This window comes from Nostoc linckia z4 (assembly GCF_002608075.1).
GTDB classification, from domain to species: domain Bacteria; phylum Cyanobacteriota; class Cyanobacteriia; order Cyanobacteriales; family Nostocaceae; genus Nostoc; species Nostoc linckia.
Genome location: NZ_LAHA01000019.1, coordinates 46,343 through 57,674, shown reverse-complemented (window position 1 = coordinate 57,674; position 11,332 = coordinate 46,343). Strand labels below are relative to the sequence as shown.

Sequence of the window (11,332 nt, the reverse complement as noted above, 5' to 3'; positions counted from 1 at the left end):
AAACCTTTTTTTATGAATTTAGTATTTCTGTACTATATTTAGATGCGTTCGCTTTGGGCATTCATGATAATTTTTTTGACTTAGGTGGACATTCACTACTGGTGTTGACAGTAAATAATAAACTACGTGGGATTTTGCAGCGAGATATATCAGTAGTGACGATGTTTCAAAATCCAACGATTTACTCACTAGCACAATATTTAAGTCAAGAACAACAATTTTCTTTTAGAGGAAAACGCGATCGCGTCAATAAGCAAATTGAGGCTATCAACCGCCAAAAGCAGTTATTGAGCAAACAAAATAAAAAGAATTATGAATAACGTTACAAATGTTCATTTCTTAGAAGGTATTGCTGTTATTGGAATGGCTGGTCGTTTTCCTGGCGCAAACAAATAGTATTTCCAGCTTTTAGCATAGCTGATACTCAACTAACCAAGAAATTGGTTATCGCTACATCAATGCAATGTTGTGCCCCTATCAACGTGTTTGTAGCATAAATTTTGTCAAATGGTATAATCTATATAATAATGATTATCATTATTATATTTTTTTCAGTTTGTCAAGGTGCAAACCAAAACCGTCTTCAGAAAACATTGTTTTTTATAATGTTTTAATATTTTTCACTTGTTACAGATGCATAAAAATAAAATATTTCTTCATGGAACTACAGTAGATTGCAAGCGTCTCCTAGCCTGATATAAAGCCGTTTTACTTACCAATTCTGAGTTCTGAATTCTTAACCCAACTTCCCACAAAAAAATAAAAAGAATTATCATAGGCGGTATTGATTATCCATAAGGTGAGAAAAAAGGAATTTAGAGTATGGTGGCTGACATAAGCACAAATTCAGTTCCCGTTACAGTTCTTACAGGTTATTTGGGAGCAGGGAAAACGACTCTACTTAATCACATCCTCACCTACGAACACGGAAAAAAAGTTGCCGTGATTGTTAACGAATTTGGGGAAGTAGGCATTGATAATCAATTAGTTATTGATGCCGATGAAGAAATATTTGAAATGAATAACGGCTGCATCTGTTGTACAGTACGTGGCGATTTAATTCGTATCATTGGTAATTTAATGAAGCGGCGTGATAAATTTGACCACTTGGTAATTGAAACAACAGGACTAGCCGACCCTGCACCAGTGATTCAGACATTTTTTGTGGATGAAGATTTGCAAAATCAACTGTCTTTAGATGCAGTGGTAACAGTGGTAGATGCCAAGCACATTTGGCAGCACTGGGATGCAGACGAAGCCCAAGAACAAATTGCCTTTGCCGATGTAATTTTACTTAATAAAACAGATTTAGTAAAATCAGAACAATTGGACGAACTAGAAAAGCGAATTCGGTCAATGAATGCGATGGCAAAAATCTATCGTACCCGCAACTCTGAATTAGAAATGAATGCTTTATTAGGCGTGCAAGCATTTGATTTAGAACGGGCATTAGAAATAGATCCAAATTTCTTAGGCGAAGATGCCCACCAACATGATGAAAGCGTCTTTTCTGTAGCTTTAGTAGAAAAAGGTGCAGTGGATGGAGAAAAATTAAACGCTTGGCTTTCTGAGTTACTGCGTACCCAAGGGCCAGATATTTTTAGGATGAAAGGCATATTAAATATCGCTGGAGAAGAAAATAGATTTGTGTTCCAAGGAGTGCATATGATATTTGATGGCAGACCAGATCGCCCTTGGAAACCTAGCGAAACTCCAAAAAATGAACTAGTATTCATCGGTCGCAACCTTGATGCAGAACAACTCAAGCAAGATTTTATTGCTTGTTTGGCATAAATAAAAAGTTATAAGTTAGGAGTTAGGAGTTAGGAGTTAGGAGTTGGGAGTTAGGAGTTAAGAGTTAGGAATTAGGAGTTAGGAATTCAAAACTTCTCACTTCTGACTTTTAACTTCTCACTCCTCACTCTTCATTCCTCACTTTTAACTTCTCACTCCTCATTCTTAACTCCTCACTCTTAACTCCTCACTCTTAACTCCCCACTCCTCACTCCCCGTCTTCAAAGATATGAATTCCACAATCAGCCAATCTCAACAATTTGAACAACATTATTCAGGCATACTTGCAGATTATGTAACTGCGATCGCTTGGTCACCCCAAGGTGAAATCTTAGCAGCAATTTCCGCAGCAGGGGAAGTAGTACTGTGGAATAATGGTCAACTAACAAGCTTGCAAACTGTTAATGGTAAATCTGTAGATTGCCTTGCCTTTTCCCCAGATGGTAAATTTTTAGCTGTTGGCGGCCAAGATGGACAAGTCAAAATTTGGCAAGACACTGAATTAATCGCCACATTGCAAAATGCCCCTGCATGGGTTGACAAACTAGCTTGGAATTACACCAGTAACCAACTAGCTTTTAGTTTGGGGCGTTATGTCCAAGTGTGGGACGCAGATACTCGTGAGATTGTTGTCACATTGAATTTCGATAACTCATCAGTCTTGGGTATCGATTGGCGCATTGACGGCCAGTATTTAGCCATTGCTGGTTACAAAGGAGTCAAGATTTGGCATAGTCAAAACTGGGATGACGAACCATACATTTTAGATATGCCTACCGTCAGTTTAGCTATGGCTTGGTCACCTGATGGTAAATTCCTCGCTTCTGGCAACATGGATCGTAGTGTCACCGTTTTGGAATGGAACAATCCCGATCCTTGGGTGATGCGGGGTTTCCCTGGTAAAATTCGCCAATTAGCATGGTCAGAAGCTACTACAAACCTGGGTGCGCCAATACTAGCTTCTTCTAGCGTTGAAGGTATTGTGGTGTGGGAAAAATTAGAAGATGATAACTTAGGTTGGGAAGCACGAGTTTTAACTAATCATGTGGATGTGATTAACGCCATCGCCTTTGCACCCAAAAGCTTCCTTCTCGCTTCAGCTGGTGCTGATGGCTGGTTGTGTTTGTGGAACAGAGCCAATGAAGTATCCCAAATAATCACAGGTGTCTCTGGAGGTTTTTCTAGCTTAGCTTGGCATCCCCAAGGTAAATTACTAGCCGCAGGCGGCGAGAAAGGCGAATTGATTATTTGGTCAGAAACTTTGCAACATTAGGAAAATAGGGGGCAAGGCATAAGCAGAATCAATGGTAACTCAGTACTTCGTACTGACCGCAGAGTATTGAACACCGTCAATTTATTAGCTATGCTGTATGAACAAAGGTATACTTCTGTAAATTTATGAACATAGCCAAACTGATTTTACTTGCCTGTCCTGCTTTTCTGGCATCTGTGTTAATGCTAGCCAATCCGGCACAAGCATCTAGTCTGAAATCTGCATATACTACACCAGCGATCGCAGTAGTATCGACACAAGAAATTCCTAGTTTGGCAGCACCACAATTGATTCAAAAATCTCATCAGATTATCGATCGACTTGGTTGCAGTTGTGCTAACTGTGTTTCAACACAGTTTGAGTTAATACAGGGCAAACTGCCATTTGTTGATTTTTGATCGGGTTAGGATTCATCAAAATTAATAAGGGCAAAGTATTCCTTTGCCCTTATTAATTCTGATAACTGAAAATTTAATGTTGGTTGTGATTTTGGTTAAAATCATTTAACCGCATACACCACTTATTAAACCAATCTTGGAATGCATACAACTTGAAAATAGTAAAGGGTAAAGCCCAAAAGCTTTACCCTGTTTACTTTATAGCGGAGAGACAGGGATTTGAACCCTGGAATACGTTTCCGCATTACAGCATTTCCAGTGCTGCGCCTTAAACCACTCGGCCATCTCTCCAGATGTCACGATTTACAATCTTACTATACAAATCCAAAAAGTGCAAAGATAAAAAAAGATTTTTTAGGTTAATCTCAAAGTTTAAGTCTCAAAAGCCAAATTCAGATGTCCCGTAAATATACAATTCGAGTTCGCGATCGCGCCACTGGCAAAATATACACCCTAGAAGTGCCAGAAGACCGTTACATTCTGCACACTGCGGAAAAACAAGGAGTAGAACTGCCTTTTTCTTGTCGTAATGGGGCTTGTACCACTTGTGCTGTGAGAGTGTTGTCAGGAGAAATTTACCAACCAGAGGCCATTGGGTTGTCGCCAGAGTTACGTCGGCAAGGTTATGCCCTGTTGTGTGTGAGTTACCCCCGTTCCGATTTGGAGGTGGAAACACAAGACGAAGATGAAGTTTATGAACTCCAGTTTGGACGCTATTTTGCTAGGGGTCGAGTTAAAGCTGGTTTCCCCTTAGATGAAGAATAGGATTTTATTCGCGCAGAGGCAAGAGAAGACAAGTGTTTCTTGGAAACTGGATACGAAAAATAGCTATTTTGGCTTGTCTATTGCTTTTGCTGAGTTGCCAAGGTAAAAATCAACTGCCAAACAATCAAGCACAGGTAAAGGTAGCGCGGGTAGTTAGCGGGCAAAGTTTGGAAGTTTTGGGTATGGCCGAACAACCAAACTTGATTTCCCAAGTGCGATTAGTGGGAATTGATGCACCAGATTTACGACAACGGCCTTGGGGCGAACAAGCAAAAGAACAGTTAGAAAATCTAATTGGTACTGGAGAACAACTAGTAACGCTGGAATTTGATTTAGAAGCAAAAGACAAAATTGGGCGAACTTTAGCTTATGTATGGAAAAATAAGATTTTGTTGAATGAGGAATTAGTCAAACAAGGGAATGCATTGTTCGTTGCGCGATCGCCCAATCACAAATATGACCAACGTTTAGAACGTGCCCAACAATGGGCTAGACTCATGGGGCAAGGAATTTGGAACCCAGAAAAACCTATGCGCCTGACTCCTGCTGAATTTCGCCGTCAATATCTCTAGGGAGTGGGGAGGTGGCAACGCCTTGGGAAAAGGGGAAAGGTTAAAGGGAAAAGGAGGGATCTTTCTTTTGCCCTTTACGCTTTGCCCTATGCCCCATGCCCAATGACTAATGACTAATGACTAATAACTAATAACTAATGACTAATCTACAAATTTTTCTAGATGTTGCGACAGAAGCGGCGTTAGCTGGTGGTGGTATACTCCAAAGCTATTTGGGTAAGTTAGAAGATGCAATTATTGAAAAAGGACGCCCTGGTGATTTAGTCACTGCTGCTGATAAAGCGTCAGAAGAGGTGGTTTTAGAAATTTTGCGTCGCCATTTTCCGCAACATTCTATTCTCGCTGAAGAATCAGGAAAATTAGGCGATGGTGAAAGTGAATACCTCTGGGCAATAGATCCTTTAGATGGCACAACCAATTACGCCCATCAATACCCATTTTTTGCTGTTTCCATCGGGCTGTTAATTAATGGTGTTCCCCAAGTTGGTGTCATTTATGACCCTTTTCACAACGAACTATTTCGTGCTGCTGCTGGTTTGGGAGCAACACGCAACCGCCGCCCCATCACAGTTTCAGCAACCTCAGAACTGAATAAAAGCTTACTGGTAACTGGATTTGCCTACGATCGCCGTGAAACCTCTGATAATAATTATGCAGAATTCTGCCACTTCACCCATCTGACTCAAGGAGTGAGACGCAGCGGTTCTGCATCCCTGGATTTAGCCTATGTTGCCTGCGGGCGCGTTGATGGTTACTGGGAACGAGGACTTTCACCTTGGGATATTGTGGCTGGTATCATTTTGGTACAAGAAGCTGGCGGTAAAGTCACCGCCTACGATGGCACCCCCTTAAAAATTGAGTCTGGTAGAATTCTCGCTACAAATAGTCATATTCATAACACCGTAAGCCGCGAACTTTTACAGGTTCCGCCCTTGTCAGCGTGGAAGTGAGGAGATGGGGGGATGGGGAGAGGGGGGAGACAAGGGAGACAAGGAGAGAAGTCTGAGCGGAGGTTTCCGACCATCAGAACTTCGGAGAGAAAGATTGCTACCTTGTCTACCTTGTCTACCTTGTCCTCTTCCCATGCCCCATGCCCAATGCCCCATGCCCTGTTTGCCCCATGCCCAATGCCCAATAAAAATGACAATTTGCTACTGACGGATCGCTGATGGAGCGAAGTAAACTAGAAAAAATCTAATTGCTCCTTTGGTGCAAACTGCTATATGTCTTTCAAAATAGATCGTGGATTATTTAGATATGATTTCATAGATCATCACGCAGTATTGTGCGTTCCAGTTGATGCGGATGTTAAAGATATTCGCAAACGCTATCTGCAAATCGCTCGGCGTTTACACCCGGATAGCAGTATTACTGAAAGTGCCGAACAAAAACAGCTAGGTAATGAATTGTTATCCAAGTTGGTTAACCCAGCTTACGAAAAACTCGCTAACGAACGCACGAGAACAGAATATATTTTGATTTTGTCGCAAATGGGCAAACGTTTGGTACAAGAATCTACTTCGGTGACTTTATATACAGAATTAGGTAGACAGTTGGCTAATGCTCCTAATATCGATCATTCCTATAAAAGTGCGATCGCTAAACTTGCCCCAACGCAATATGATTCTTTAGAGCAAGCACTCCAAGTAATTGCCCAAATTAGTGAGTTGAATTTAGTCTACTTAATGCGGAGTGCAGTTAAAACATCCGCAACAACAACCCCTCAACTGAAAGTCAACTCAGCTATACCGAAGCCAGATACAGCAAAGCAGCCATCACCAGCGCCACCACCAGCACCCACAAAAGAAGACTCGGTTGTAGAACAGTATGTTCGTCGCGCTCAATCTTTGATTGACAAAAACCAATTTGCCCAAGCCAAAGTAGAATTACAGGAAGCTTTAAAGCTAGAACCGAAAAATAGTCACTGCCATAGCTTGATGGGAATGGTGTATTTGAAGCAAAATCAGCTAAAAATGGCAAAAATACACTTCGACAATGCCCTGAAATTAGATCCCAATGACCAAATAGCGTTGCAATGGAAACCTAAAATAGATAAAGCTTTAGGACAACAACCTACCGATCGTAAGGTGACTTCATCTCCTAATAATGGAGATAAGCAACCAGATAAATCTGGTAATGGTGGTTTGTTCGGTGGTTTGTTTGGTGGGAAGAAAAAATAATGGTGTATCAACCAGCAGCGGGAGCCAGGGATTTATTACCCTTAGATGTGGCGAAAAAACGCTGGATTGAAGATAGATTACAACAAGTGTTTCATCGTTGGGGATATCACAGGATTATCACCTCCACTTTGGAACGGATGGATACCTTGATGGCGGGAGAAGCAATCCAACGCCAGATGGTGATTCAACTACAAAATAGCGAAGACGATGAATTAGGCTTGCGTCCAGAATTAACAGCCTCCATTGCTCGTACTGTTGTGACTCGCATGGCAGGTGTAACTTATCCCCAACGGCTGTACTACAATGCCAACGTATTTCGCCGCACTTGGGAAAGTAGACATAATCGCCAGCAAGAGTTTTATCAAGCTGGAGTCGAGTTATTAGGTGCTGGTGGATTGCTAGCAAATGCAGAAGTACTGCTATTAGTGGCAGATTGTCTAGCTGCATTGGGTTTGCGCCAATGGCATTTAATTTTAGGTGAAGCAGGAATTACCCGATCGCTGCTGAATGCTTTTGGTGCTAACTTACAAGATAAAGTCCGCACCGCCATCGCTCATCTCGATCGCATCACTATAGATACCTTACCTCTGAGTGACGAACTACGCGATCGCGCCCGAATCATGATGGATCTGCGCGGGCCAAGTGCTGAAGTATTGGAAAAAGTCAGTAGCTTACAGCTAGATGAACAACAGCAACAGGCAGTAAATAACCTCAAATCCTTAGTAGAATTACTGGAATCAGAGAAACAATTCTCCTTAATCCTTGACCTGAGCTTAATCCAGACCATAGACTACTACACTGGTATTGTCTTTCAAGTTGTTAATGATACTGAATCTCAAGCCAGAATTTTAGGACAAGGTGGTCGCTACGACCAACTTTTGGGTCTATATCATCCCCAAGGAGAAAACATTCCCGGAATTGGTTTTGTACTCAACATCGAAGATTTGTACCAAGTTTTATTATCTACTGGGCAATTACCGCAAACAACGCCAGCTAGCAACTGGCTAGTAGTGCCAGAGACACCGAGTGCTGACGCTCCTGCCTTTGCTTACGCTCAAAAACTGCGAGATTCCACTCACTTGGTGCGAGTAGAAATGGATTTGCTCAGAACAGATGCAGACACCATCCGCCAATATGCACGCGATCGCGGCATTGCCCAAATCGCCTGGATCAAAGCTGATGGCTCACCCAAAATAGAATCATTGCGTTAGTGGGCATAGGGCAAAACCCTCCGGGTAGGGAAAAGGGTAAAGGTGAAGGGGAAAAGGCAGGGTTTATTCCCTTTGCCCCTTGCCCTTTACCCTTTACCCTTTACCCTTTGCCCCTTGCCCTTTACCCTTTACCCTTTACCCTTTACCCTTTACCCTTTACCCTTTACCCTTTCCCCTTTACCCTTTCCCCTTGCCCCTTGCCCCTTGCCCCTTGCCCCTTGCCCCTTGCCCTTTCCCCCTCCCCTGCTAGTCTAGAAATAGCCGATACAGAAGAGAGGGAATCGAGAATATGCCGCACACAATTGTTACAGAAGTCTGTGAAGGTGTAGCTGACTGCGTAGGTGCCTGTCCGGTAGCTTGCATTCATGAAGGGCCAGGGAAAAATGTTAAGGGAACCGATTGGTACTGGATTGACTTTGCCACTTGCATTGACTGTGGTATATGTCTCCAAGTTTGCCCAGTGGAAGGAGCAATTCTTCCAGAAGAACGACCGGAGTTGCAAAAAACTCCGAAATAGTTCATAGTCAGTGGTCAGTTGTCAGTTGTTTTTTGCCAATGACCACTGACAAAGCGCAAAGTCCAGCCACTGCGTTCCTGTCGCCTTGCGTCGGAAAGCAAGTGGCGTTGAGCGCTGGCTTCCAGCGATAGGAACTTTGTAAGAGAGGACAAATGACGAATCACAAACGACACATGACAAATGACTATTTACTGGAAGTTCAAAACGTCCACGCCGGATATATCAAAGATGTAGATATCCTCCAAGGCGTGAATTTTAACGTTGCACCAGGGGAATTGGTAACAGTAATTGGCCCTAATGGTGCTGGTAAATCTACTTTGGCAAAAACAATTTTTGGGCTTTTAATCCCTCACACTGGCACAATTACCTTTAAAGGTGAAAATATTGTGGGGCTAAAGTCGAATCAAATTGTCCAACGGGGAATGTGCTACGTACCGCAAATCGTTAATGTTTTCCCCTCCCTTAGTATCGAAGAAAACTTGGAGATGGGTGCTTTTGTCCTCAATGTTCCTTTGAAACCACTCAAAGATAAAATATTTACTATGTTTCCGAGACTGAGCGATCGCCGCAATCAACGCGCTGGTACTTTATCTGGAGGCGAACGCCAGATGCTAGCGATGGGCAAAGCTTTGATGTTGGAACCTAGTTTGCTAATTTTGGATGAACCTTCTGCTGCTTTATCACCAATCTTAGTAACACAAGTTTTTGAGCAGATTAAACAAATTAATCAAACCGGTACTGCCATCGTATTAGTAGAACAAAATGCCCGCAAGGCCTTAGAAATGGCTCATCGGGGATATGTACTAGAATCTGGACGCGATGCTATCTCCGGCCCCGGTCAAGAATTATTGAATGACCCGAAAGTTGGCGAACTTTATCTGGGAGCAGGTAAAAGACATTAAATGTAGCAGAATTCAAGAGTTTCGGGGCGGGAGTAGGTAGTAGGGTCGTAACTTTGACCATTGGTGTCAACTTCAGCTTAAACGCTTCTCTCAAAGCCGTTTTACCCCACCCCTCAATCCCCTGGAGGTTTTGCGTTAGCAAAGCCGGGGTGGGGTGACTCTCGATTAGTTATACCATTTTGGATTTTAGATTTTAGATTTTGGATTGTGAAACAGTTAGTAGTAATCACTTTTGGCTATACATCTGTCGCAATCATTTTTCAAATTGGTATTAGTAATTGAGTAAGTTTGCTCTAGCGTTATTACAAGGGTTTTACGTTAAGTTGACACCAATGAACTCCTCTGTTGACTGCGAACCGTCAACGGTCAACAGTTAACAGTCTCCTATAGAATATTTTTTTACTTGCAAATCCCTAAATATTTACGAACTCAAATTGGCAGCGCCGAAAGTAGCGTTAAACTTGCGACACCAAATAGCTACAGATTTATAGTCAGCTAAATTGATGTTTTGAGGAATGGAATAAGCTTGTGCGCCACTATATTTTTGTAAAGGAGCAATAACGATATAGTCTCCATTTTTTAAGGGATAAGATGGGGGTTTAGTTGAATTGATAACGTTATCTGAACGATGCAAAACTACTACCAAATCTGGCCCTGATTCAGATGTCTTAAAGGAGCGATCGAATTCTAGAAATGATTTACCATCTTTGTTATTAATCCGGACTGTTCCTTGAGTAGGATGTTCTCCGGAAACAAACTTACCTGACTCGATGGCGGTTGAATTTTGAGATTGCCCTGATTGTCCTAAAGGCTTGGTCTGAGTTGAAGATGGCAAAACAGATGCATTCACATCCCCAGGAGTTTGATTAATCTCTTTATTTGATACTTCTGTGGTACAGCTAGCTAAGTTAAAAGAAAATAAACTGAGAATTAACAAATGTTTAATTTTCATGAATTCAATACTCAAGACATCAATTAGTAATATAACTTTTGGCTTTAGCTTTAAACATTTTTTATTGGTAATTGATAATAATTTTAAAATATCCTCTTATGTATACCTGAATTTAACTGAATTTTAAAAGTCCTGAATTTAACTCAACTATTGATGTAAAAAAGCAAAAATACTATAAACAACATCTGTAAAACAGTTTTATAGATGTAACAAGCAAAAATCAAAAAAATCAAAATGTCTGTAAAATAAAGAGTTTCATATCATGTCTGCTTAATCAGTTATCAAAAAAACTCTTCCTTGTCCCCCCGTCCCCACATCTCCGTGTCAATCTTAACGATAAGTCTTCAACCGGATATGATATCACCTTTTATTCGTACCATCTTGCTCTGATGAATAGTACTCTCAATTGACATAACATTTAGGTAATGGTGAAAATCATGACAATATCCTAGAGTTCAAGTATTTTTGTCCCATTTCATACAATTACAGGTACTGGTGGGACGCAACGTCGATATTGTCATTGCGACAAACTAAAACACAGTTAATAAGGGGTCAAAAACTTCACATTTATTTAATTTTACCTACGACTGTAAGTCGATCAATCCTGGTAATATCAACATCATGATGTTTTCTAAAACACTATGCTCTATTGCTGCGATCGCAACCATAATATCGAAAATGCAGTCAAATTGCAGACATGTTGGGGGAAAATTTCACTTAAAAATATGAAACATTTTTCGTCGAGGGAGAAATATAAACCAAAATATT

General features: G+C 41.3%; 13 protein-coding genes and 1 tRNA gene. 12 read left to right on the top strand and 2 right to left on the bottom strand.

Annotation, left to right across the window (positions count from 1 at the left end; genetic code table 11):
- The first annotated feature begins 23 nt into the window (after positions 1-23).
- The 4 genes from VF06_RS16845 (at position 24) to VF06_RS16830 (ending at position 3,465) form a co-directional block, all read left to right on the top strand.
- Positions 24-320, top strand: a complete 297-nt coding sequence (locus tag VF06_RS16845) for a phosphopantetheine-binding protein (RefSeq protein ID WP_099070033.1) — start codon at positions 24-26, stop codon at positions 318-320.
- A gap of 502 nt (positions 321-822) precedes the next feature.
- The gene (locus VF06_RS16840) at positions 823-1,794 is read left to right on the top strand and encodes a CobW family GTP-binding protein (RefSeq protein ID WP_099070032.1); all 972 of its coding nucleotides are present in this window, start codon (positions 823-825) and stop codon (positions 1,792-1,794) included.
- A gap of 229 nt (positions 1,795-2,023) precedes the next feature.
- Positions 2,024-3,067 (top strand): WD40 domain-containing protein, encoded by a 1,044-nt coding sequence (locus VF06_RS16835; protein ID WP_099070031.1) that lies wholly within the window; start codon positions 2,024-2,026, stop codon positions 3,065-3,067.
- A gap of 125 nt (positions 3,068-3,192) precedes the next feature.
- Positions 3,193-3,465 (top strand): hypothetical protein, encoded by a 273-nt coding sequence (locus tag VF06_RS16830; RefSeq protein ID WP_099070030.1) that lies wholly within the window; start codon positions 3,193-3,195, stop codon positions 3,463-3,465.
- Positions 3,466-3,669: 204 nt separating this feature from the next.
- Here the strand turns inward: VF06_RS16830 and VF06_RS16825 are convergent.
- Positions 3,670-3,756: transfer RNA gene (locus VF06_RS16825), tRNA-Ser, on the bottom strand.
- 105 nt (positions 3,757-3,861) lie between these two features.
- Here VF06_RS16825 and VF06_RS16820 point away from each other — a divergent pair.
- From VF06_RS16820 to VF06_RS16790, 8 genes are all read left to right on the top strand, one after another.
- Positions 3,862-4,230: a 2Fe-2S iron-sulfur cluster-binding protein gene (locus VF06_RS16820; RefSeq protein ID WP_099070029.1), complete on the top strand. Its 369-nt coding sequence runs from the start codon at positions 3,862-3,864 to the stop codon at positions 4,228-4,230.
- Between the two features lie 32 nt (positions 4,231-4,262).
- Entirely contained in the window at positions 4,263-4,802 is a 540-nt protein-coding gene (locus VF06_RS16815) for a thermonuclease family protein (RefSeq protein WP_180267302.1), read from the top strand.
- A 137-nt stretch (positions 4,803-4,939) separates the two neighbouring features.
- On the top strand, positions 4,940-5,752 hold the full coding sequence (locus VF06_RS16810) for an inositol monophosphatase family protein (protein WP_099070027.1): 813 nt from the start codon (positions 4,940-4,942) through the stop codon (positions 5,750-5,752).
- A gap of 12 nt (positions 5,753-5,764) precedes the next feature.
- Positions 5,765-5,971: a hypothetical protein gene (locus tag VF06_RS39235; RefSeq protein WP_143861731.1), complete on the top strand. Its 207-nt coding sequence runs from the start codon at positions 5,765-5,767 to the stop codon at positions 5,969-5,971.
- Positions 5,972-6,025: 54 nt separating this feature from the next.
- Positions 6,026-6,982 carry a J domain-containing protein gene (locus VF06_RS16805; RefSeq protein ID WP_099070026.1) on the top strand — a complete coding sequence of 319 codons (957 nt, stop codon included), beginning with the start codon at positions 6,026-6,028 and terminating at the stop codon, positions 6,980-6,982.
- The gene (locus tag VF06_RS16800) at positions 6,982-8,193 is read left to right on the top strand and encodes an ATP phosphoribosyltransferase regulatory subunit (RefSeq protein WP_099070025.1); all 1,212 of its coding nucleotides are present in this window, start codon (positions 6,982-6,984) and stop codon (positions 8,191-8,193) included. Before VF06_RS16805 ends, VF06_RS16800 begins: the two co-directional genes overlap by 1 nt.
- A gap of 289 nt (positions 8,194-8,482) precedes the next feature.
- Positions 8,483-8,710, top strand: a complete 228-nt coding sequence (locus VF06_RS16795) for a ferredoxin family protein (RefSeq protein WP_099070023.1) — start codon at positions 8,483-8,485, stop codon at positions 8,708-8,710.
- A gap of 173 nt (positions 8,711-8,883) precedes the next feature.
- Positions 8,884-9,612 (top strand): ABC transporter ATP-binding protein, encoded by a 729-nt coding sequence (locus VF06_RS16790; RefSeq protein ID WP_099070022.1) that lies wholly within the window; start codon positions 8,884-8,886, stop codon positions 9,610-9,612.
- Between the two features lie 421 nt (positions 9,613-10,033).
- On the opposite strand, the gene VF06_RS16785 is transcribed toward VF06_RS16790, so the two are convergent.
- Complete coding sequence (locus VF06_RS16785; RefSeq protein ID WP_099070021.1) at positions 10,034-10,564, bottom strand: DM13 domain-containing protein; 531 nt, start codon at positions 10,562-10,564, stop codon at positions 10,034-10,036.
- Positions 10,565-11,332 lie beyond the last annotated feature (768 nt).

Bases quoted from the DNA above. Each gene is read 5' to 3' on its own strand.
- VF06_RS16840 (WP_099070032.1), top strand. From the start codon at position 823: ATGGTGGCTGACATAAGCACAAATTCAGTTCCCGTTACAGTTCTTACA.
- VF06_RS16835 (WP_099070031.1), top strand. From the start codon at position 2,024: ATGAATTCCACAATCAGCCAATCTCAACAATTTGAACAACATTATTCA.
- VF06_RS16830 (WP_099070030.1), top strand. From the start codon at position 3,193: ATGAACATAGCCAAACTGATTTTACTTGCCTGTCCTGCTTTTCTGGCA.
- VF06_RS16820 (WP_099070029.1), top strand. From the start codon at position 3,862: ATGTCCCGTAAATATACAATTCGAGTTCGCGATCGCGCCACTGGCAAA.
- VF06_RS16810 (WP_099070027.1), top strand. From the start codon at position 4,940: ATGACTAATCTACAAATTTTTCTAGATGTTGCGACAGAAGCGGCGTTA.
- VF06_RS39235 (WP_143861731.1), top strand. From the start codon at position 5,765: ATGGGGAGAGGGGGGAGACAAGGGAGACAAGGAGAGAAGTCTGAGCGG.
- VF06_RS16805 (WP_099070026.1), top strand. From the start codon at position 6,026: ATGTCTTTCAAAATAGATCGTGGATTATTTAGATATGATTTCATAGAT.
- VF06_RS16800 (WP_099070025.1), top strand. From the start codon at position 6,982: ATGGTGTATCAACCAGCAGCGGGAGCCAGGGATTTATTACCCTTAGAT.
- VF06_RS16795 (WP_099070023.1), top strand. From the start codon at position 8,483: ATGCCGCACACAATTGTTACAGAAGTCTGTGAAGGTGTAGCTGACTGC.
- VF06_RS16790 (WP_099070022.1), top strand. From the start codon at position 8,884: ATGACAAATGACTATTTACTGGAAGTTCAAAACGTCCACGCCGGATAT.
- VF06_RS16785 (WP_099070021.1), bottom strand. From the start codon at position 10,564: ATGAAAATTAAACATTTGTTAATTCTCAGTTTATTTTCTTTTAACTTA.